The sequence below is a fragment of the Pseudoduganella dura genome (genome assembly GCF_009727155.1).
Taxonomy (GTDB): Bacteria; Pseudomonadota; Gammaproteobacteria; order Burkholderiales; family Burkholderiaceae_D; genus Rugamonas; species Rugamonas dura.
In genome coordinates this window covers 1,874,942-1,896,747 of the sequence record NZ_WNWM01000002.1, presented here as the reverse complement: position 1 = coordinate 1,896,747, position 21,806 = coordinate 1,874,942, and the positions used below count along the sequence as shown (strand labels likewise).

The 21,806-nt window shown below is 64.9% G+C and carries 14 protein-coding genes; 4 read left to right on the top strand and 10 right to left on the bottom strand.

Features of this window, described 5'->3' with window-relative positions:
- Positions 1 to 66: 66 nt before the first annotated feature.
- The 5 genes from GJV26_RS08325 to GJV26_RS08305 form a co-directional block, all read right to left on the bottom strand.
- Positions 67 to 1,125 (bottom strand): ATP-binding SpoIIE family protein phosphatase, encoded by a 1,059-nt coding sequence (locus tag GJV26_RS08325; RefSeq protein WP_155708413.1) that lies wholly within the window; start codon positions 1,123 to 1,125, stop codon positions 67 to 69.
- Positions 1,110 to 1,526 carry an anti-sigma regulatory factor gene (locus tag GJV26_RS08320; protein ID WP_229419223.1) on the bottom strand — a complete coding sequence of 139 codons (417 nt, stop codon included), beginning with the start codon at positions 1,524 to 1,526 and terminating at the stop codon, positions 1,110 to 1,112. The genes GJV26_RS08325 and GJV26_RS08320 overlap by 16 nt, the downstream gene beginning before the upstream one ends.
- 16 nt (positions 1,527 to 1,542) lie before the next feature.
- On the bottom strand, positions 1,543 to 1,899 hold the full coding sequence (locus GJV26_RS08315; RefSeq protein ID WP_155708412.1) for an STAS domain-containing protein: 357 nt from the start codon (positions 1,897 to 1,899) through the stop codon (positions 1,543 to 1,545).
- A gap of 7 nt (positions 1,900 to 1,906) precedes the next feature.
- A complete protein-coding gene (locus tag GJV26_RS08310) occupies positions 1,907 to 2,773 on the bottom strand; it encodes an STAS domain-containing protein (RefSeq protein WP_155708411.1) in 867 nt (288 codons plus the stop codon).
- Between the two features lie 220 nt (positions 2,774 to 2,993).
- Positions 2,994 to 4,787, bottom strand: coding sequence for a glycoside hydrolase family 2 protein (locus GJV26_RS08305; RefSeq protein WP_155708410.1), 1,794 nt, complete (start codon positions 4,785 to 4,787; stop codon positions 2,994 to 2,996).
- A gap of 302 nt (positions 4,788 to 5,089) precedes the next feature.
- On the opposite strand from GJV26_RS08305, the gene GJV26_RS08300 reads away from it, so the two are divergent.
- Both GJV26_RS08300 and GJV26_RS08295 read left to right on the top strand, forming a co-directional pair.
- The gene (locus tag GJV26_RS08300) at positions 5,090 to 8,179 is read left to right on the top strand and encodes a glycoside hydrolase family 2 TIM barrel-domain containing protein (RefSeq protein WP_173346171.1); all 3,090 of its coding nucleotides are present in this window, start codon (positions 5,090 to 5,092) and stop codon (positions 8,177 to 8,179) included.
- 276 nt (positions 8,180 to 8,455) lie between these two features.
- Complete coding sequence (locus GJV26_RS08295; protein ID WP_229419222.1) at positions 8,456 to 10,246, top strand: glycoside hydrolase family 9 protein; 1,791 nt, start codon at positions 8,456 to 8,458, stop codon at positions 10,244 to 10,246.
- 32 nt (positions 10,247 to 10,278) lie between these two features.
- Here the strand turns inward: GJV26_RS08295 and GJV26_RS08290 are convergent, their stop codons facing one another.
- Positions 10,279 to 11,958, bottom strand: a complete 1,680-nt coding sequence (locus tag GJV26_RS08290) for an AMP-binding protein (RefSeq protein WP_155708408.1) — start codon at positions 11,956 to 11,958, stop codon at positions 10,279 to 10,281.
- Positions 11,959 to 12,304: 346 nt separating this feature from the next.
- Here GJV26_RS08290 and GJV26_RS08285 point away from each other — a divergent pair, with 346 nt between their 5' ends.
- On the top strand, positions 12,305 to 14,050 hold the full coding sequence (locus tag GJV26_RS08285; protein ID WP_371866449.1) for an ABC transporter ATP-binding protein/permease: 1,746 nt from the start codon (positions 12,305 to 12,307) through the stop codon (positions 14,048 to 14,050).
- A gap of 19 nt (positions 14,051 to 14,069) precedes the next feature.
- Here the strand turns inward: GJV26_RS08285 and GJV26_RS08280 are convergent, their stop codons facing one another.
- The 4 genes from GJV26_RS08280 to GJV26_RS30675 form a co-directional block, all read right to left on the bottom strand.
- Positions 14,070 to 15,443, bottom strand: a complete 1,374-nt coding sequence (locus GJV26_RS08280) for a Dyp-type peroxidase (protein ID WP_155708406.1) — start codon at positions 15,441 to 15,443, stop codon at positions 14,070 to 14,072.
- A complete protein-coding gene (locus GJV26_RS08275) occupies positions 15,443 to 16,165 on the bottom strand; it encodes a hypothetical protein (protein WP_155708405.1) in 723 nt (240 codons plus the stop codon). Before GJV26_RS08275 ends, GJV26_RS08280 begins: the two co-directional genes overlap by 1 nt.
- An 8-nt stretch (positions 16,166 to 16,173) precedes the next feature.
- Positions 16,174 to 17,259, bottom strand: a complete 1,086-nt coding sequence (locus GJV26_RS08270; protein WP_173346170.1) for a catalase family protein — start codon at positions 17,257 to 17,259, stop codon at positions 16,174 to 16,176.
- A 322-nt stretch (positions 17,260 to 17,581) separates the two neighbouring features.
- A complete protein-coding gene (locus GJV26_RS30675) occupies positions 17,582 to 19,756 on the bottom strand; it encodes a hybrid sensor histidine kinase/response regulator (protein WP_173346169.1) in 2,175 nt (724 codons plus the stop codon).
- Between the two features lie 351 nt (positions 19,757 to 20,107).
- On the opposite strand from GJV26_RS30675, the gene GJV26_RS30545 reads away from it, so the two are divergent.
- Positions 20,108 to 21,757: a methyl-accepting chemotaxis protein gene (locus GJV26_RS30545; protein WP_155708403.1), complete on the top strand. Its 1,650-nt coding sequence runs from the start codon at positions 20,108 to 20,110 to the stop codon at positions 21,755 to 21,757.
- Positions 21,758 to 21,806: the final 49 nt, after the last annotated feature.

Sequence of the window (21,806 nt, the reverse complement as noted above, 5' to 3'; positions counted from 1 at the left end):
CCGCCGGCGTCGCCCGCGATCGCGCGTGCGCGGCGTTGGCCGCCACGGCGCCGGCCAACGCCGGAATCATGGCCGCCATCCCTGGCGATCCTGCAGCACGAACACCGTGACGTCGTCGCGGCCGCGGCTGAAATCGCGGTACAGCACGCCCGCCACGATGGCCGGGTGGCAGGCGGCGAGGCCGGGATAATCGCCCAGGTGCCAGCGCGAATTGATGCCGTCCGAATGCAGCACCATCAGCGTGTCGTCCGTCCACGGCGCATCGAAGACCTGCACCTTGCGCATGTTGCTGCCCACGATGCCGTTGTGCGACACCATCTGACGGCGCTCGTCACCCGTGATCAGGTGCGCGGCGATGTTGCCGACGCCGGCGAACGTCAGGCTGTCGCCCAGCATGTCGATGCGGGCCACGGCGGCCGCGGCGCCGCGGGTGGGCCGCAGCGCCGCGTGCATGTCTTCCAGCAGCGTGCCGGCCGGCAGTTCTGGCGCGCCGGCGAGGGTGGTGGCGGCCAGCTCGGAAGCCTGGGCCGCCAGGGGACCGTGCCCGAGACCATCGGCCACCATCACCGTGGCCGAGGTGGCGTCGTGCGCCAGCGCCCAGCTGTCGCCGGACAGGTATTCGCCATCCATCGGCAGGCATACCGCGCCCCAGCGCAGCGCCGGCGCATCGCGGGCCGTATCGGCGGGCGTGGGGGGCGTGGCCGGGCGCGGCCACAGCGTCATCATGACGGCGGTGCCGCGGCCCGGGGCGCTGTAGATGTCGAAATCGGTGGACAGGCGGCGCATCGCGCCCAGCCCCACGCCGTAGCTGCCGGCCGTGGAGCGGCCGTCCGCCAGGCTGGCGGCCACGTTGGCCATACCGGGGCCGCTGTCGAGCGCAAGGATCTCGATGCCGTGCACGCCCCGGTGGACCAGCGGGCGCAGCACGATCTCGCCATGCCCGGCATGCTTGAGGATGTTGGTGGCCGCCTCGGTGACGGCGATCGCCACCTCGCCGGCGGCGGTTTCGTCGAAGTCGAGTTTGATGCACAGCTCGACGGCTGCGCGGCGCACTGCCGCGACCTGGCTGCTGTCCGCAAGCGGATGGCAACTCTGGCGGTAGTGCGCGGCTAGTATGGTTTCCATTTGCAGATTCTTACGGTAGTGCCCTGGCCGGGTGCTGATTCAAGTTCGAACTCATCGGCCAGGCGCTTCGCGCCGGACAAACCGAGCCCCATGCCGCCGCCGGACGTGTAGCCGTCCGTCAGCGCGCGGGGAATATCCGGGATACCGGGACCGTGATCGACGAACGTCAGGCCCACGCCGCGCCGCGCGCCTTTCAGCAGCTTTTCCAGATAGGCCTCGCCGCCGCCGCCGTAACGCAGCGTGTTGCGGGCCAGCTCGCTGGCAGCCGTGATCATCTTGGTCTGGTCGATCAGCGAAAAGCCGGCGGCGATCATCTGTTCGCGCACGGATTGCCGCAGCCGCACGACATCCTCGTCGGAACGGACCGGCAGCACTGTCGCATCGACGTCGTTATAGCTCAAGGCGCGCCTTTCCCGGTTATTCCGCGGTCTGTTTCAGCAGCTGCACGCCTTTTTCGACGTTCAGTGCCGTGCGCACGCCATGCAGCGTGAGGCCCAGCTCGACGAGCGTGATCGCCACGGCCGGCTGCATGCCGACCAGTACCGTGCGCGCATCGAGGATGCGCGCCATCGCCGCCGTGTTGCTGATCATGCGGCCGATGAACGAGTCGACGATATCGAGCGCCGAGATATCGATCAGCACGCCGCGGGCGCGGTCCTTCACGATGCGCGATGTCAGGTCGTCCTGCAGCGTCATCGCGAGCCGGTCGTGCATGTCGACCTGGATCGTGACGAGCAGCATGTCGCCCATTTTCAGTATCGGAATGCGTTCCATGGCTGCCTCAGAAGGCCGTTTCGGCGCGAACCACGGTGGCGCCGACCCGTTTCAGCGCCACCAGGAAGGCATCGGCCAGCGTGGCCTTGGTGGTCACGTCTTCCAGGTTCACGCCGAGGTGCACGATGGTCTGGGCGATCTGCGGGCGGATGCCGCTGATGATGCAGTCGGCACCCATCAGGCGGGCGGCGGCCACTGTTTTCAGCAAGTGCTGGGCCACCAGCGTATCGACGGTCGGCACGCCGGTGATGTCGATGATCGCGATCGATGCGCCCGTTTCGATGATCTTCTGGAGCAGGTTTTCCATCACGACCTGCGTGCGCGCGCTGTCCAGCGTGCCGATGAGCGGCAGCGCCAGCACATCCTTCCACAGCTGCACCACCGGCGTGGACAATTCCAGCAGTTCCTGCTGCTGGCGCATGATCACGCTTTCGCGGCTGCGCTGGTATTCCTCGACCGTGTACAGGCCCATGCGGTCGAACAGGGTGCCCGTTTCGGTCACTTCGGCCGCCAGCGCGGCCTGGTCGCCCGCCAGGTAGGTGCGCAGCTGCGTGAACAGCGGTTCCTTCAGCGAGAAGATGAACGTGGCGGTCTCGGTGGGCGTGAAGCCCTGGCGGACGCGCGCGGCCGACATTTCGGCCAGCAGGTGGCGCACTTCGGTCCATGCCGATGCTTCGAAATCGTAGGTCGGGTCCTTTTCCACGGCCTTGACGACCAGTTGGATGAACCGCCCGGCCTGCTGGCGGATTTCGCCCTCGGCCACCTTGTCACGGCGCACCATGCGGGACAGCATCCCGCCCAGCCAGCCTTCCAGCAGTACATCCTGGTTGTCGGTCAGGATCTTGGCCAGGTGGCCCGTCGTTGCCATGCTCATGCGATCTCCGAAAATAGTCTAACAAACTAGTGTAACAGCTCCACCCAACACGCAATGATACGGTTTGAAACATTTCCTCGCCACACAATAGAAGCTTCCGTATAGAAAAATTTCGCTTGCATATGCTAGAGCTCGTGTCACATTGGTGCCTGGCACCAATGTGACACGAGCTCGACAGTATCAGCGAGCTTGTATCAGCAAGCTAGTATTAGTAAGCCTGTTAACCGTTGCGGTAGCGCTCCAGCAGTGCGTGGTGCAGGGCGGCAACTTGTTCGGGGTCGACTTTCGGCTGGCGGTCGAACGTGAGCAGGCCGTTCTTTTCGTGTTCGACGTCGGTGAACTGGGTGTAGCAGGCGCCGGCCAGGAAAGTGAGGGTGCCCAGGGTCTCGATCAGGTCGCGGTAGCGCTCCAGCAGCTCGTCGCCGGAACGCACGCTGCCGTAGTAGTCGAACAGCCGGTCGCGCGGCGCATCTGCCGCTTCCGGTTCGCTGAGGAAGCCGCCGACTTCGGACAGCACCACCGGCTGCCCCCGGTACTGGCCGCCGGCCAGGAACAGCGGCTTGTCCTTGTACCAGCCTTTGGCCGGCGGCACGCCGGTCGCCAGCGTTTCGGCATAGCGGTCGCGCAGCTTTTCGCCGGGCTGCGTGTAGTCGTGGATCGAGCAGATGTCGGTGAGGTCGGTATGCTCCCAGCCGTCGTTGTCGACGACCAGGCGGCCCGGATCGAGCCGCCGCGTGCGCAGCACGAGTTTCTCGATGAACGCCTGCTGGCCCGGATGGCGGTACAGGGCGGGGAAGCCGAAGCTTTCCACCAGCGGTACCCAGGCCACGATGCACGGGTGCCCCGCATCGCGCGTCACGGCGCGTTCCCATTCGGCCAGCAGCGCCTCCTCCGCTTCCAGCGACCAGTTGCGCGTGCTCGGCATTTCTTCCCAGACCATCAGGCCGAGCCGGTCGCACCAGTACAGCCAGCGCTCGTCCTCGATCTTCTGGTGCTTGCGCACGGCATTGAAGCCCAGCCGCTTGATCCATTCCACGTCGTCGCGCAGCGCCCCGGCCGACGGCGCGGCCAGGTTGGTATCGGGCCAGTAGCCCTGGTCCAGCACCATCAGCAGGAACGTGCGCTGGCCGTTCAGGTGGAAGTGGCTGTCGTGCGCCTCGAAGCGGCGCAGGCCGCAATAGGAGCCCACTTCGTCGAGCACCCGGCCGCCGGCGGCGAGGCGCACGCGCACGCCGTACAGGTACGGCCGGTCGGGCGACCAGGCTTGCGGCGCGTCGATCCGCACATCCAGCGTGGCGGTGGCGAAGCGTGTTTCCGCCTGCGCGAAGGCGACCCGGTTGCCGGCCTCATCGATCACGTCGGCTTCCACGGTCCACGCGGCGGCCGGCCCGTGCAGGTGCACTTCGAACGACAGGCGGCCGTCCGGCTCCGTCTCCAGCCAGCGCAGCGCATCGATGCGCACCGGCGGCGCCGGCTCGAGCCACACGGTCTGCCAGATGCCCGTGGTGCACCAGTAATAGATGCGCACCGGCTTGCCGGACGCCGACTGCTTGCCGCGCGGCTGGTACATGTCCTGCCGGTCTTCCACGCGCAGCGTGATGCGGTTGGCGCCATCGACGAGGAACGGCGCGATGTTGAACGAGAACGGCACGTGGCCGCCGCGGTTGCGGCCCGCCAGCCGGCCGTTGATCCAGACCTCGGTGCTGTAGTCCACCGCGCCGAAGTGCAGCAGCAGGTCGCGCGGTTCCGGTTCGTCGCCGCGCCACGCCGGCGGCACCTCGAACGTGCGGGCATACCAGACGATTTCATGCACGTCCTTCGTGCCGATGCCGGAGCGCTCGCTCTGGTAGGGGAACGGCACCTCGATCGACCGCGGCAGTGCGCGGCCGTCGTGCCAGCCGTCGCCGCGGCCCAGGTCTTCGTCGTCGAACGCGAATTCCCAGACGCCATCGAGGCTGGTCCAGTCGGGACGGGTCAGTTGGGGGCGGGGGTGGAGGGTGTCGGTCGTATCCATCGGGGCATGGTAGCGCGATACCGCGTTTCCCTGTCGGGACGGTCCAATCGGACGCGGGATTGTTCATGACAAACAACCAGGATGATCGATCGCCGGCAAATCCGGCGGAACAGGGAGACAGTGCCAATCCTCCGCTCAGCAGTGTGAGTATTTCCACGCGCCGCCATGCAAGTTGCCGGGATTGCTTTATCTTCGCTGCAAAGGACCCGGCCAGGACGCTGGCGGCCCGATTCTTCGGCCACTTCCGCCTGACGGACTTGCGTTTGCCGGCAAGGTGCGACCATCCATTCGACTGCCTACCCATGATCATTCCCAAGCTCCTTCCTGCAGTAGCGCTCACCGCCGCCTTCGCCGCCGGCGCCGTGTGCGCCGCCGAGGCGTATCCCGCCAGCGACCGGGCGTTCTCGCGCTCCCTGAACGGCGACTGGTCGTTCCGGTACCTGCCCGGCGCCGCGGCCGGCACCGACGCCGGCACCGACGCCGGCTTCAAGGCGCGCCAGTTCGATGCCGCGGCGTGGCAGACCATCGCCGTACCGTCGAACTGGGAACTGCAGGGATTCGCCGAACCGTCGTATGGCGACGACCTGAAGGAAGGCACGGGCCTGTACCGCCGCACCTTCCGCATGCCGGCCGGCTGGCAGGGCCGGCGGGCCTTCCTGCGCTTCGAGGGCGTGGCGTTCGGCTACGAGGTCTGGGTCAACGGGAAAAAGGCCGGCCAGTCGTCCGCCAGCGCCTTCAACCGGCACACGTTCGACGTTACCGACATGCTCGAACCGGAAGCCGACAACGTGCTGGCCGTGAAGGTAGTCACCAGGCCGCACGGCTACGAGTTCGACCTGAACGACGACTGGTCGCTGTCGGGCATCTACCGCGACGTGACGCTGTTCTCGGTGCCGGCCACGCACGTGCGGGACCTGGCCACCGCCACGAAGCTGCTGGCGGACGGCGCGGCGGAATTGTCCGTGGACGTGGCGCTGGGCGGGGCCGGCGGCGAAGTGCGCGCCCGGCTGCTGGCGCCCGACGGCAGCGAAGCGGGCGACGTCGTGCTGCCGCGCGGTGGCGAGTCGCGGCATGCCGGCAAGATCCGTGTCGAGCAGCCGAAACTATGGACGGCCGAGACGCCGTCGCTGTACCGGCTGCGGCTGACCGTGTCCACCGGCGGCAAGGTGGTGCAGGAGGTCGAAGAACGGATCGGCCTGCGCGAGGTGACGATCGCCGGCCAGGTGCTGCTGCTGAACGGCCGGCCCGTCAAGCTGCGCGGCGTGAACCACCATGACCTCGATCCCGTGCGGGGCCGGGCGATCGGCGAAGCGCGGATGCGCGCCGACCTGGCGCTGATGAAGAAGGGGAACGTGAATTTCGTCCGCACGTCGCACTACCCGCCGGACGCGCGCCTGCTGGAACTGTGCGACGAGATGGGCTTCTACGTGATGGACGAGGTGTCGATCGGCCATGGCGAAAAGAACCTGGACAAGCCGGAATACCGCGAGAACATCCTGGCGCGCGTGGAACCCACGATCGCGCGCGACCGGAACCGCGCCTCGGTGCTGGTCTGGAGCATCGGCAACGAGAACCCCGTCAACGACGCGGAACTGGAAGCGGGGCGCCTGGCAAAGCGGCTCGATCCTTCGCGCCCGGTCACGTATCCGAAGATCGGCAGCTATTTCGCCGCCAATTACGGCAAGATTCCCGAGTGGGTCGATATCCACGCGCCGCATTATCCGGCCAATGCCAAGGTGGCCGAGTATGCGCGCACGTTGACCCGGCCGACCATCTTCACCGAGTATGCGCATGCGCTCGGCCTGGCCACGGACCGGCTGCAGGAGCAGTGGGAACTGATCCAGCGGCACCCGGTGTTCGCCGGCGGCGCGGTCTGGCACTTCATGGACCAGGGCATCCTGCGCACCAGTGCCGAGCCGGTGGACCCGTCGAAGCCCACGCGGCAGGCCTGGCTCGACGCGCACCGGTTCTACGATACCCACGGGCTGGACGGTACCGACGGCGTGACCTACGCCGACCGCACGCCGCAGGCGGACTACTGGCAGATGCGCAAGGTGTATGCGCCGGTGCGGTTCACCGAGCGTAGCGCGAAGGTGGTGCCCGGGCGGCAGGACATCGCGCTGACGGTGGAAAACCGCCACGACTTCCGTTCGCTCGGCGGCATGCGGCTGTCCTGGTCGCTGCTGCGCAACGGCGGCGAGATCGGGCAGGGCAGCACCGCGCTGACGGCGGCGGCGCACGGCAGTGAAACGGTGCGCATCCCCGTGGACATCCCCGCCGGCGCGGGTGACGATGTGCTGGCGCTGGACGTGCGGGCCGTGGACGAAAACGGCATGCAGGTCAGCGAGCGCGCCGTGGCGCTGGAACTGCCCGGTGCCGCGCGCGACCGGTGGACAAGCAAGCTGCCGGCGCAGGGCGTGCCGGTGGTGCGCGAAAGCGCGGCGCAGGTGACGGTGACGCTGCCGGGGTGGACGCTGGCGGTGCAGCGCGCTTCCGGGCAGGCGACGATCCGCGATCGCGCCGGCAATGTGCTGGTGGACGGCATCCATCCGCACAGCGGGCGCAAGCCGTTGATGGCGGAAGCGCTGCGGGCGAAGCAATCGGGGTTGTGGCTGCCTTCCATGCTGACCCGGCTGGAAAATGCGCAGGTGAAGGTCGAACGGCACGACGGGAACGTCGTGGTGGCGGTGTCCGGCCGCTATCCGCTGCCCTTCGATGCGAAGCTGCAGCCGGATGCGCCGGCGGGCGCGCCGCAGCGGTTCGACGACCTGGTGCAAGGTGCCGCCCCGGCGCCTTCGCAGGCAGTTGACCGGCCCCGGGACAAGGAAGGCCTGCAGGGCGGCTACCGGCTGGAGATCGGGCGCAACGGCGCCATTGCCGTCAGCTACTCGTTCGCGCCCGTGAATGCATCGGGGCTGCTGTCGGAAGCGGGGCTCTCCGTCGTGGCGCCGGCCGGCACCGGCGAGTTCCGCTGGATCGGCCAGGGCCCCCATGCCGGCTATCCGGGCAAGGACGTGCTGAACGAGTTCGGCGTATTCCACCTGAACCGTGCCGACCTGCGCTTCCAGGGCAACCGGCGCGGCACGGAACTGGCGCTGTTGACGGGCGCGCGCGGGCGCGGTTTCGCCCTGTCCATGGCGCCCGGCGACGTGGCCGTGGAGCGCGACGGCGAGCGCACGCTGCTCAGTCATAACGCGATCATCGGCAGCCTGGGCAACAAGGGCACCACGCCCGAGCTGGCCCATCCCGCGGAAACCACGCCGCGTATCGCCGGCACGTTCACGCTGGTGCCGGTGGGGGAGCAGTGGCCGGCGGCGCTGGCGCGGTGGTTCGGCAAGCCGGAGCCGGCACGGGACGTCTACCAGCCGTTCTTCCATAGTTACGACCAGTAGCCGCCGGCGCCTGCGATTGGCAGACGTGGGGGCCGCAATACTGTTGCTCTTCTTTCGAAAGTGCGGTTACGACCAGTAGCCGCCGGCGCCTGCGATTGGCAGACGAGGGGGCCGCAATCCTGTTGCTCTTCTTTCGAAAGTGCGGTTACGATCAGTAGCCTCCGGCGCCTGCGATTGGCAGGCGTGGGGGCCGCAATCCTGTTGCTCTTCTTTCGAAAGTGCGCGACCATGCAGTGAAAACGATTTCATCATGGCGCATCGCGAAGGAATGAAACATTGAGACACGACACACTGACCAACCGCCGTCCCGGCGGACTTCCGGCATTGCTGGTACCGCTGCTGGTACCGCTGGTACCGCTGGTTCCACTGGCCTGCATCGCCGCTCCCGCCTGGGCAGCGCAGCCGGCCACGGCCGCCATCCACGTCAACCAGCTCGGTTTCATGCCGGGCGCCGCCAAGGTCGCCGTGGTACCGGAAGGCGAAGCGCGCACCTTCGCCATCGTCAAGGCCGGCACCGATACCGTGGTGCAAACCGGTACCCTGGCGCCGGCAACAGCGGCGCCGGAGGCCGGCGACAGGGTGCGGCTGGCCACGTTCACGCAGCTGGCAACGCCGGGCCGCTACCAGGCAAGGGTGGCCGGCCTGCCCGATTCGCCGCCGTTCCACATCGGCCCGGCCGTCCTGCAGGCGGTGAACGCCGCGTCGATCAAGGCGTTCTATTTCAACCGCGCGGGCATGGCGCTGGACGAACGGCATGCCGGGGTGTTCGCCAGGGCGGCGGGACATCCGGATACGCGCGTGCTGGTCCATGCCTCGGCCGCCTCGCCGGGCCGGCCGGCCGGTACCGTCATCGCCAGTCCCAAGGGCTGGTATGACGCGGGCGACTACAACAAGTACATCGTCAACTCCGGCATTTCCACGTACACGCTGCTGGCCGCGTTCGAAGATTTCCCCGATCTGTTCCGGGCGCAGGCACTGAACATTCCCGAAAGCGGCAACCGCCTGCCGGACCTGCTCGACGAGGCGTTGTGGAACCTGGAGTGGATGCTCACGATGCAGGACCCGGCGGACGGCGGCGTGTATCACAAGCTGACCAACCTGGGCTTCGACGGCATGGTGATGCCGGACCGGGCCACGCAGCCGCGCTACGTGGTGCAGAAGACCACGGCCGCCGCGCTCGATTTCGCCGCGGTGATGGCCACCGCCAGCCGCGTGTTCGCCCCGTACGAACAGCAGCTGCCCGGCATGCCGGCGCGCATGCTGGCGGCGTCGCAGGCGGCATGGCGGTGGGCGCAGGCGCATCCGAAGCAATATTACCGGCAGCCGAAGGACGTGGCGACCGGCGAATACGGCGACAACGACGCGAGCGACGAATTCGCCTGGGCCGCGGCCGAGCTGTTCATCACCACCGGCGACGCCGCCTTCTACAAGGCGATGAACGCGCCGGCGCTGCAGGCGACGGTGCCGTCGTGGGCCGAAGTGCGAGGCCTGGCGTGGATGTCGCTGGCACGTCACCGCAAGAGTCTCGGCGCGGCGGCGGACGGGGCGCTGATCGCCAGCCGGATCGACACGCTGTCCGCCAGCCTGGCCGCGGCCTGGAAGAAGTCGGCGTACGGCATCGCGATGCAGCCGGCCGACTATGTGTGGGGCAGCAGCGCCGTGGCGCTGAACCAGTCGATGGTGCTGCTGCACGGCTACCGGCTCACCGGCAAGCGCGAATACCTCGATGCGGCGCAGGCGGGCCTGGACCATGTGCTGGGGCGTAACGCGCTGGGCATGTCGTTCGTGACCGGCTACGGCGCCAGGTCGCCGCTGCACCCGCACCACCGGCCATCGGAAGCCGACGGCATCGCGGCGCCGGTGCCGGGCTGGATCGCCGGCGGGCCGCAGCCCGGGCAGCAGGACAAGAAGGATTGCCCGGCGCCGTACCCGTCGCCGCTGCCGGCCAGGTCGTACCTCGACCACGCGTGCTCGTATGCCAGCAACGAGGTGGCGATCAACTGGAATGCGCCGCTGGTCTACGTGTCGGCCGGGGTGCAGGCGCTGACGCCGGGCGAAGCGAAGTAAGCCGGAGGCAGGGCCCATGCCCTGTCCCGTTTTCAATCCGCCAGGCCGAGGTCCGTTGTCACCTGCTGGCGCAGCAGGTATTTCTGGATCTTTCCCGTCACCGTCATCGGGAAGCCGGGCACGAAGCGAACGTAGCGGGGCACCTTGTAGTGCGCAATCTGCCCCCGGCAGAAGTCGCGGATCTCGTCCTCGTTCGCTTCGGTTCCGGGCCGCAGCACGACGCAGGCGCACAGTTCCTCGCCATACTTCGGGTCCGGCACGCCCACGCACTGCACGTCGAGCACTTTCGGGTGCCGGTACAGGAATTCCTCGATCTCGCGCGGATAGATGTTCTCGCCGCCCCGTATCACCATGTCCTTGGCGCGGCCGACAATGGCCGCGAAGCCCGCCTCGTCGATGACGGCCAGGTCGCCCGTGTGCATCCAGCGCGCCGCGTCGATCGTCTCGCGGGTCTTTTCCTCGTCGCCCCAGTAGCCGAGCATGACCGAGTAGCCGCGCGTGAGCAGCTCGCCCTTGACGCCGCGCGGCACGATGCGGCCGTCCGCGTCGACGATCTTCACTTCCAGGTGCGGGTGCACGCGGCCGATCGTGGCCACGCGCAGCGCCACCGGATCGTCCACCGAGCTCTGGAAACTCACCGGCGACGTTTCCGTCATGCCATAGGCGATGGTGATCTCGGCCAGGTGCATCCTGTCGATCACGCGACCCATCACTTCGGCGGGGCAGGGCGAGCCGGCCATGATGCCGGTGCGCAGTGTCGCCAGGTCGTAGCTGCCGAAGTCGGGATGGTCCAGCAGGCTGATGAACATGGTCGGCACGCCGTGCAGGCCCGTGCACCGTTCCGCCTGCACCGTTTCCAGCACCGCCTTCGGCTCGAAGCTCTCGCCAGGGAACACCATGGTGGCGCCATGCGTCACGCAGGCGAGATTGCCGAGCACCATGCCGAAGCAGTGGTACAGCGGCACCGGAATGCACAGCCGGTCGCGGTCCGTGAGCCGCATCGCCTCGCCGATGAAGAAGCCGTTGTTCAGGATGTTGTGGTGCGTGAGCGTGGCGCCTTTCGGGGACCCGGTCGTGCCGGAAGTGAACTGGATGTTTACCGGGTCGTCGAACTGCAGGGCGGCCTCGATGGCGGCCAGGTCGGCTAGCCTTTCCGCGCAGGGTGGCGCAAGCAGGTCGTCGAAGTTCAGCATCCCCGGGGTCTTGCCGGCGCCCAGCCGGATCACGTGCCGCAAGTGCGGCAACCGCGCCGACCGCAGCTTGCCGGGCGGGCTCTGCCGGAGTTCGGGCACCACGTCGTCGGCGATCGCGAGGTAGTCGCTCGACTTGAATGCCGGGGCGAGAATCAGCGCCGCGCACTGCACCTTGTCGAGCACGTATTCCAGTTCGGCGCGCCGGTAGGCCGGGTTGATGTTCACCATGATCAGGCCGGCGCGCGCGGTGGCGAACTGCACCAGCACCCATTCGGCGCAGTTCTGCGACCAGATGCCGACCCGGTCGCCGGGCCGCAACCCCAGCCCGAGCAGGCCGGCCGCCAGGCTGGTGACCCGCGCGTTCATTTCCGTATAAGTCCAGCGCACGCCCTGGTGCGGCACCACGAGCGCTTCGTTGTCGCCATGGCGTTGCGCGATGCCGGCGAGGAAGGGGCCGATCGTTTCACCGATGAGCGGAACGTCGTGCGCTCCGTGTACATAGCTCAGGCTTTGGTGCATGTTGTCTCCATGTCGTTGTTGTCCGTGCTGTACTGCCCATTCTAAGGCCGACGGTGCCCTGGAGCGTGGTCCCATGGCAACCCGCATCGGCACTTGCCCGTTCTCCCCGTCCCTTCCGGCGTAATAGTCACTATGTCTGTTTCCGCACTGAACGGGTGCGTGCCAGGTCGTATGCTTGAGCATCGAGCCGGCGAGTTCGAACCCTGGACGTTTAATGGAATTACCGAAAATGAGCACCCCTGCCTCCCCGAACACCGACGCTGCAACTGACGAGGCTTCGCCGGTACCAAAGAAAAGACGCCGCCCGGCGCCCTTGTCGCTTGCGGCATGGAAACAATTCGTCAGCGTGGCGAAACCCTACTGGCAGGAGGAAGAAAAAAAGAAGGCCTGGTTCCTGCTGCTGCTCCTGATCGTGCTGATGCTGGTCGAGACCCAGCTGGCGGTCATGCTGAACAACCAGGCCGGCGAAATGACGTCGGCGCTGGCGGGCAAGAATGGCGACCGCTTCTGGACATCGGTGCACACCTGCCTGTTCATCCTGGCGTTCGCGGTGCCGATCTACGCGTTTTACTACTACATGCGCGACCTGTTCGCCAACCAGTGGCGGCGCTGGCTCACCAGCCGCTTCCTCGATGGCTACCTGAAGGGGCGCAAGTACTACGAGCTCGGTTCGGACAGCGAGATCGACAACCCGGACCAGCGCATCAGCGAGGACATCAACACGTTCACCGGGCGGTCCACCCATTTCCTGCTGATCTTCCTGGGTTCGATCATGCAGCTGGTGGCGTTCAGCGCCGTGCTGTGGTCGATTTCGCACCTGCTGGTGGGCGTGCTGGCGGTGTATGCGCTGGTGGGCACCGTCGTGGCGCTCTATGTGTTCGGCACCCCGCTGATCCAGCTCAATTTCTGGCAGCTGCGGCGCGAGGCGGATTTCCGCTTCAGCCTCATGCGCCTGCGCGAAAATGCCGAATCGATCGCCTTCTACCGCGGCGAAGCCCAGGAGCGCGCCCACATCGACAGCAAGTTCGACAAGGTCATCCATAATTTTTCCAGGCTGATCAAGAAGCAGCGTTCCCTCAACCTGTTCCAGCGCACCTTCAGCCAGCTCACGCTGGTGCTGCCGTTCATCATCCTGGCCAAGGGCGTGCTGTCGGGGGAGCTGGAAGTGGGGCGGGCAATCCAGGCGGCCGGCGCATTTACCGCCGTGCTCGCCGCCGTGGGCATCATCGTCGACAATTTCGAAAGCCTGAGCCGCTTCGTGGCGGGCATCGGCCGCCTGCAGGCCTTGTCCGCGCTGATGCTGCCCGATGCGGAACCGAAGACCGCGGTGGCCGACAGGCACCCGCGCATCCAGACCCGTCCCGGCAAGCATCTCGCACTGGAGGCCCTGACGCTGCATCCGCCGCAATCCGAACGGGTGCTCATCAAGGACCTGACGCTGGTACTGAAGCCGGGCGACGCCCTGCTCATCACCGGCGACAGCGGTTGCGGCAAGAGCTCGCTGTTGCGGGCCATCGCGGGCTTGTGGCACACGGGCAGCGGGGTGATCCACCATCCGCCGCAGGAAGATTTCTTCTTCCTGCCCCAGCAGCCCTATCTGCAGTCGGGCACGCTGCGCAGCCAGCTCATCTACCCCAGCACCACGTCAAGCCTGAGCGACGAACAGTTGCTGGAAATCCTGGAACAGGTTCACCTGCCGCGGCTGGCCGAGCGCGTCGGCGGCCTCGATGCCGTGCAGGATTGGGAAAAGAAATTGTCCGTCGGCGAGCAGCAGCGCCTGGCTTTCGGCCGCGTGCTGGTGCACGGGCCGAGCATCGTCATCCTCGACGAAGCGACCAGCGCCCTCGACAGCGGCAACGAAGCGTCGCTGTATGCGCGCCTGCGCGACAGCGGCACGACCCTGATCAGCATCGCCCACCGCCCCGCGGTGCTGCGCCACCATACCCACGTGCTGCATTTGCTGGGCGATGGCGCCTGGGAGGTGCACGATGCATGCGGTTACCAGTTCGACGGGCAGGCGGCCTCGGTGCGCGGCAGCGGCATCGCCTCGCCGCTGGCGGCGCCGCCGCTGAAGGTGGCGGTGGCGGGGTAGAAGACCCCGTCGCCGCGCATTATCGCCAAGCGGCGCCGGCAATCCAGCGCAGGGCGGTCAGCGACGGCATGAACAGGTATTCGCCGCCCCGCAGCCGGTTGAACGTGGTGATGCCGTCGACCCGGCGCCGCACGGGGCTTTGCGGCATCGTGAAGCTGCCTGCCGTTTCGTGCAGCCCCACGATGGGGTCGCGCTCTTCGGCCAGGTCGATGAAATTGCCGCGATTGATCCACTCCTGCTGGAAAAACTCGATCGTGTCGTAGGCGCGCGCGCTGATGAAGATGAAGAAGATGCCGCGCTCCTGCGCGGCATCGTCGCTGGCGGTCAGGTCGCGGCGCCATTTGGGCCCGAAGGTGGAAGAACGCCGGATGATCCGGTGGATATTGACATCGGTCAGGATGGTGAGATGGCTGTCGCGCGGGTTCAGCCGGCGCATGTGCGCGGCATGCGGGCAGGCCAGGCCGCGCGGATCCCGCGAAAAATCGAAGCCGTTGTTGCGCGCCGGGTCGGCGCCGAGCGCCGCGTCGTCGTGGTCGGGCGCCAGGGGCAATGGCGCGCCGCTGCGCCAGCGGCCGACCATCTTGGCCGCCAATAATTCCTCGCCGGCCTCGCCGTCCGCATGCGCGCGAACGAAGTCGTTGAACGCCCCGGCCCGGCTCTCATATTTGCGCAGCACGACGAAAGAGCCGTTCCTGCCCAGCTCCAGCGGATCGGGCATGGCGACCGGCGCGCCGGTTTCGCTGTTCTCGCCCAGGATGAACTCGCCGGCGGCGATCGACCGCTCCTGTCCCGGCAGCGGCGCCACGCCGCTGCCGGCGATCGCCGGTTGCGAGATCGAGTCGCGGAAGCCGAAGGGGTTCTTCGCATCGGCATCGGCCCCGAACGCATGCCTGCCGACCAGCGTAACGCCGTGCGATCGTTCGAGCTCGGTCATCGCCCTGGCCAGCGCTACTTCGAGCGCGGCATCGTCGCGGGCATAGATCGTCAGCGCGACATGGCAGGTGCCGGGCCGGAATGCCTCGTCCCAGTGCTCGGGTGCGTTTTCGCCGACGTCGCGCAGCTGTTCCGCGCGCCGCGCCATGCCTTGCTGGAAGGGCAGGGGAAAGCTGGCCAGCGACGCCTCGGGCACTTCGAGCGCCTTCAGGCCCTCGAAGCTGAGCGCGATGCCCATCCAGGCTTCGCGTTCGTCGGTCCAGCCGGCCGCGGAAGGAATATGCGCGGCAATCCGGCCAAGCAGATCGCGCCCTCCCGCGGCATCGTCGATATGCAGCATCGCATGGATGCCCACATACGGTTCCGGGCGCGAGCGCAGGATCAGCGCCTGGATGTCATCCAGGGCCAGCGTGACGTGTTCGCGCCGCAGGCGCGCCGTGAAATCGCTCAGCATGCTCATCAGTAATCCACTCCTTCCGGCTGCGACAGCGCCGCGCCCAGCTTTTCGAGCGCCTGGCGCGTCGCTTCATCGCGCGGCGGATTGGCGGCCATCGCGTCCAGGAAGACGGCCAGCGCCTTGTCCATCCGCTGGAAGCGCCGCGTGTCGACGACGGTGACCTGCGGATTGGCGACGAACCAGCCCGCCGCATCGATCTGGTGCGCGGCGATGAAATCCTTGACCGCGGGGCTGTCGATGCCCGGCCACCCTTCGATATTCGCGAACAGCAGATCCATCAGTTCCGGAATCTTGGTGGCGAAGTCGTTGATGTAGCTATCCCAATCGCCGTCGTAGGTCGTGGCGAACAGGATGCGCGTATCGTTGTCGAAGAAGACAAAGCGCATGTCGTGCAGCGTGGACACGCGCTGCGCGCCATCCATGTTGCCGTTGGTGAGATCGAAGATGCGGCGCAGGCGCTCCGCGCCGCCAGGCTTAAGCGGCGCGATCGCCGTCAGTTCCGACACGTTGCCGGACTGTCTGCCGACGCGCCCGGCCGAATCGGCGCTGCCTTTCAGGTCGGGATTATGCTTGCGCACCATCGCTTCGAGCGCGATCTTCGCAAGGTGCGGCGCATCGTGCGCCACGGCGTCGATCCTGCGGCGGATCGCCTGCAGCGTGGTTTCATCGTCCAGGCGCGGGTCGGTGGTTTTGTCGGTACTTTTGTTTTTACGTTCGTCGGTCATGGGAGGCCTTAATCGGGGATGTCGGAGTGCCGGGAGGGCTCGATGCGAGGCCGCGCATTCATCGCATGGCGGAAGGCGCTGGAGCGTTCGTAGGCGGCGCGCCGGATGCGCATGATGCCGCCCAGCGGGCGATGCGCTTCGACAGCGTTCCACGGGTTGAACGAGAGCGTGTCGTCGCCATACACCTGCCGCGCCGGACTCGCACTCGCTTGCGGCGGGAAGCGCAGCGTGGCGATCGGCCGGTGTGGGGACAGCTCTTCCGGCCAGGCGATGGCGGCATCCTCGACCGGCATCCGTTCGAGATCGACGCACAGCTGCGCCGCCAGTTCGTACTCCGCACCCTGCCGCGCGAAGTGTTCCGAGATCACGTCGCGCATCGTCGCGTAGCCAACGTCCGGCACATCCTTTCCGGTCAGGCTGCGCACGCCGTCCGACACCGGGCGCAATGCCAGCTTGGCGACATGGCTACCGAAACGGATCGCCGCCTGCGTGTGATAGGTCTCGCCGAGCGGATGGTGGTTGTCGCGCGCCAGCCCGTCGAGCGTGGCGCCGGCCGTGCCGCCCACCGCTTCGAGCAACCCCTTGGCGCCGTGCGCGGTGCCCGCGACCAGGCGCTGCAGCGTATCCGGCGCGTGGGCATTGGCCTCCAGCAGCGACAGCATCGTCTTGTACTTGGCGATCGTGCCGAATGCCAGGGCCGGGAAATTCACCATCAGGAAATCCTGGTTGGCGCCGCCGAGCTCCGGCGTCAGGCGTTCGCCATCGACGCCCATGATCTTGACCGCAAAGCCGCGCGGCGCCGGGATCTTGTCGGAGTGGATGTCGCTGGGTGCGGAGGACAAGCGGGCCACGACCTGGTACGTGCGTGGCGTGGCGAAGATGCCTTGCCGGAGTTCCGGAGGGAGGTTGGGGTGAACGACGAGTTCGCCTTTGAGCACGCCGTTCGACTTCGCATGGGCGTCGCGGATCGCGTGGCGGTGGCGTTCGAAGGCGCAGCGGGAGGAGGCTGCCATCTGCTCCAGGATGTCATTGGCGAGGGTGGCTTCGTCTTCGGCGATGGCTTCGATATCGGGGGTGTAGGGTATGGGATGCAATAGTTGCCTCAGGTTGATGAGTTGGTTTGCCCGGTAGCCGGCAGTGCGAAGTGCGGATTCCCGAATGAAAGTGACAACGTTGTATTTTATTTATGAACATAATAATAGGACGGTTGTGCTTTTTCTGCAAACACGGTTCTATCGTGTGGGCCGCTACATGCAGGCTGTCACACCGTAGCGAGATACAAGGGTTTCCTTGCCATGCGCACAGCTCGACGGATTGAACGAATTTCCGGGTTGCGTTCACGTGTTGCCCGTCCCTTTCGGCACCAATCTCATCCACGAGCATTGAATCAGCGCTTCGTTAATATGAGCGGACTGGCTATCTGGGGTCGGGCTCCTGCCGGGTCACATATGCAATCGCGTCCGCAAGTTCTTCGATGGGTACGGGCTTTGTCAAATGCATTTCAAAGCCGGCATCGCGTGCTTTTTGCTGATCCGTAGCCTGCCCATACCCGGTCACGGCAATAAGCTTGATCCCTTCTGTCGCGCAGTCGCTCTTCAATTTTTCAGCAACTTCATACCCGGATATGCCGGGAAGGTCGATGTCAACCAATGCGACGTCGGGCAGGATTGTCGATGCTGCCTGGAGACCGCTTTCGCCATCGACTGCGGTATGAACCGCGAACCCGAGTTCGCAAAGAATCAGTGACGTCATTTCTCTTACGTCGCGGTTGTCTTCGATGATAAGCACCCGGGCGGTACCTGCCGCTCCTGCTGTTCGCTGCGGTAACGCTGCAGGGTCGGCGGCGGCGAGCGGGAAACGTAACGTAAACGTGCTGCCCTGGTTGATTCCTGCGCTGTATGCCGTCAGCTCTGCTCCATGCAGTTTGGCAAGCGAATTGACGACCGCCAGTCCGATCCCCAGGCCGCCTTTCGCTCGATTGATCACTTTGCCTTGCACAAACACATCAAAGGCTTTGTCCAGCAGCTCCGGTGACAGGCCGATGCCGCTGTCGGTCACTTCCACAATCGCGTCCTCGCCTTTCGCCAGGACCCTTAAAGTAATGGATCCCCCTTCCGGAGTGTATTTCAGCGCGTTGTCGAGCAGATTACAGATCATCTGCTCCAGGCGCGTGGGATCGGCCTGGACCACAGCGGAGGACGCGAAAACGCTCACTTCATGTGTCCTGGTCGCGCCGCGGGCTTCAAGCGATGCCAGGCAGGATTCAACGACAACCTTCAGATCGGTTGGACTTTTTGCGAGCCTGATTTTGCCGCTGAGAATGCGATGAGCGTCAAGCAGCTCGTCGACCAGATGGCTCAAATGCCGGGTCTGTCGCTGTATGATGGCTTTTACTTTTGAGAAGCGTTCGCTCCCGATGTCAGGCATGTTGAGCAATGTGACGCCCGATGCGATTGCCGCCAATGGATTACGTAGTTCGTGCCCCAGCATCGCCAGGAATTCGTCTTTCGCCCGATTCTGGTCCTCGGCAATTTTTTGTGCCTGTTCTGCATGGATACGAGCATTCTTTGCTTCTTCCAGGCTCCGTTGTCTGGTTGCTTCGCCGGCCACAAGCAGGTGCCCCGCACGATGCAGTGCCATTTGCAGCCGGTTCATCTCTTCGACACGGAGGTCTGCGACAGGAGGAATACGATATGCCGGTAATGCCTCGGCCGAAGCGGATGCCTGATCTATCGCACTGATCAGCCTTCGGCTGAACAGCATGGCGCCTGCAACGGCCAGAAGTATCGTAATGAGAAATCCACCTGCTGTCAGTGCAACGGAATGCACGGCGATTTTTTCGATCTCGGATACCGGCACACCTACGCCAACCGACCATCCTGTGATGGAAGAACGCTCCCAGGCGCCATGCATCTCGATACCGTCACGGGTATAGGCTCGCGAAAGCCCTTCGAATCCGGCAAGGATGGTGCGCAGCCTTTCGGGCCTTGGAGGTTTGCCGACGAATTTGTCCGGGTTGATATTGCGCGCAATGGTGATGCCCCGTTTGTCGAACACGGAAATCAGCCACGATGCCGGGATATCGTTTGCTGGCAGGAGTGCATTGAGGTGTTCGGAAAACATCCATTCGTTGACGACAAAACGTCGCCCATCATGGATGGTGACCGGATATTCAACGCTGACCACGAACTTTCCTGTTGCGCTGCCCTTGATGAGGTCGCTAAAGACCGGCCGGCCGCCATCGATCACTTTCTTGACACGTGCCTTGGCTGCCGCATTGGGGGCGGGTATGCGTGTTCCAAATGGACGGACGGTATTGAAGACCTGCTGGCCGGTTTCATCGATGAGGGCGGCGCTGATGGCGCGATCTGAATTGGTCGTTTTCGCTTGGGCATAAAACGCTTCAAAATTTCCCTCATGCAGGTTTCGTGACGTACTCAAGGCCTGCGCAGTAGCCATGGCAAACGTCATTTCACGATCCATCACATTGACAGAGGCACGTGCCAATTCCTGCATGCTGCGTAGTGCCGCCTTGCGCTCGGCGGTAAGCAATACGTTCAACACTGCTGCCGAGAACAGGATCGTAGGCACCAGGATGGCTGCGACAAGCAGTGCGATGTGCGTTCTGACCTTCATTGTCGGAAAAGTGATGGGTAAAAAGTTGCCATTATTGCAGAGCTTTAGTGTTCTGGCGCTTGGAATCGTACTGTACGGCCGACAGCCGGTTAAGTTGCACGAAGGAGTCTCTGAACCCGGATGGTATCTCCACAGTACCGGTTTGGCTGCGGTGAACCAGTCAGAGGCCTGTTGGTGGGGCTTGCCAGATCGCTCCCGAGAGCGTTGCGTAATTTGACGATTTTGACGAAATTGAGTTGACGTACGGCAATATGTGATGCAAGATTGCTTCCGGTTGCTCAAATTACTCATTTCCTGGATCCCGCCATGCTTGACAAAATCTCTGTACGAACGCTGATGATCGGTACCCTCTGTGCCCTCATTGCCCTGGTAATTGCCGTTGGCATGTCGGGCCTCAGCCTGACACGCTACGCAGTGAATGCATTGCAGGAAATTCACCTGTCCGATGTTACGGCGCAGGCAACAGTAGACAAAATTCGTCTCCGCATGGAAGGAAGCCGTAGCCAGGTTCTGCAGGCCCTCCAGCACAATCCCGGAACCCAATACGCGGCGATGCATGATCACCCGCTCGACATCCACTACGGTGTGATTGACCGGAACGTCGTCGACATTCGCAAGCTCTGGGAGACCTACCGGAGTGGCATCACGTCCGAGGAGGAGAAGGTACTTGCTGACAAGTGGTTCGAGACAAGTGGCAAGCTTGGTACCGAAAGTACTTCTGCTGCAGCGCGTGCCATCGGAGCCGGTCAATGGGATGAGGCTCAGACCATTCTCATCAGGACGATCAACCCGACATACCGTGCCGGCGATGCGGATGCAAAAGCGCTCACCGCCTACCTGCACGAACGGGCCGAAAAGAATCGTCTTCTCATCGATTCCCGCATTGACTCCGCTACGATGTGGTTGGGCGCAGGCCTGGTGGCAGCCCTGATTCTGAGCATTATCGCGGGGCGGTTCATGACCAACACTGTCACCCGGTCGCTCGATCAAGCCATTACGGTGGCACGCCGTGTGGCAGAAGGAGATCTGAGCACGCGCGCCGAAGTACGTGGCAATAACGAATTCGCCCGGCTGTTGTCGTCCCTGAATACGATGTCTGAAAAACTCGCAACGATTGTTGGCCAGGTCCGCAATGGAACAGACGGGATTGCCGCGGCATCGGCACAGATTGCAGATGGTAACCGCGATCTGTCCGTTCGTACCGAACAGCAGGCCGCATCGCTCGAAGAAACCGCCTCGGCAATGGACGAGCTCACTGCAACGGTAAAGCAGAATGGTGAGGGTGCACGTGAGGCGAGTCGCCTGGCCAGGCTTGCCAGCGACGTCGCCAACAGGGGCGGCGCTGTCGTAGGGAAGGTTGTGGCAACCATGGGTACCATCGACAGCAGTGCACGACGGATCGCCGAGATCACGAGCACCATCGACAGCATCGCGTTTCAAACCAACATCCTCGCCTTGAATGCGGCAGTGGAAGCTGCGCGTGCAGGTGACAATGGACGTGGCTTCGCCGTGGTTGCATCGGAAGTCAGGGCGCTGGCGCATCGTTCGGCAGCCGCTGCGAAGGAGATCAAGGAACTGATCGGAGACTCGCTGGCAAAAGTCGACGCCGGTAGCGCCTTGGTCGCCGAGGCTGGCCGGACAATGGATGAAGTAGTGGACAATATCGAATCGGTGACACGGATCGTTACGGAAATCAGCGATGCCAGTACCGAACAGGCCCAGGGCATCGAATTGATCAACCGCGCGGTTTCGGAGATGGACGCTGGTACCCAGCAAAACGCTGCCTTGGTTGAAGAAGCATTTGCTGCATCGGCATCGTTGCATGAACAAGCTGCCGAGCTGGCGGCACAGGCGGCGGTTTTCCGGATTCAGCCAGAGATTGCATCGTTGAGGAAGCAAAAGCTGGCGCCGTCCCAATTGGGCAGGCCAGCATCAATCACATTGGCAATCCATTAAGGATGCAGGACTGGCGGCGATCCGGTGTGGCATCGGATCTTGTGGCAGC

What these genes read in the sequence shown, in the direction of transcription:
- GJV26_RS08300 (WP_173346171.1), top strand. Translation starts at nt 5,090, where the DNA reads ATGATCATTCCCAAGCTCCTTCCTGCAGTAGCGCTCACCGCCGCCTTC.
- GJV26_RS08310 (WP_155708411.1), bottom strand. Translation starts at nt 2,773, where the DNA reads ATGAGCATGGCAACGACGGGCCACCTGGCCAAGATCCTGACCGACAAC.
- GJV26_RS08275 (WP_155708405.1), bottom strand. Translation starts at nt 16,165, where the DNA reads ATGACCGACGAACGTAAAAACAAAAGTACCGACAAAACCACCGACCCG.
- GJV26_RS08305 (WP_155708410.1), bottom strand. Translation starts at nt 4,787, where the DNA reads ATGGATACGACCGACACCCTCCACCCCCGCCCCCAACTGACCCGTCCC.
- GJV26_RS08315 (WP_155708412.1), bottom strand. Translation starts at nt 1,899, where the DNA reads ATGGAACGCATTCCGATACTGAAAATGGGCGACATGCTGCTCGTCACG.
- GJV26_RS08325 (WP_155708413.1), bottom strand. Translation starts at nt 1,125, where the DNA reads ATGGAAACCATACTAGCCGCGCACTACCGCCAGAGTTGCCATCCGCTT.
- GJV26_RS30545 (WP_155708403.1), top strand. Translation starts at nt 20,108, where the DNA reads ATGCTTGACAAAATCTCTGTACGAACGCTGATGATCGGTACCCTCTGT.
- GJV26_RS08290 (WP_155708408.1), bottom strand. Translation starts at nt 11,958, where the DNA reads ATGCACCAAAGCCTGAGCTATGTACACGGAGCGCACGACGTTCCGCTC.
- GJV26_RS08280 (WP_155708406.1), bottom strand. Translation starts at nt 15,443, where the DNA reads ATGAGCATGCTGAGCGATTTCACGGCGCGCCTGCGGCGCGAACACGTC.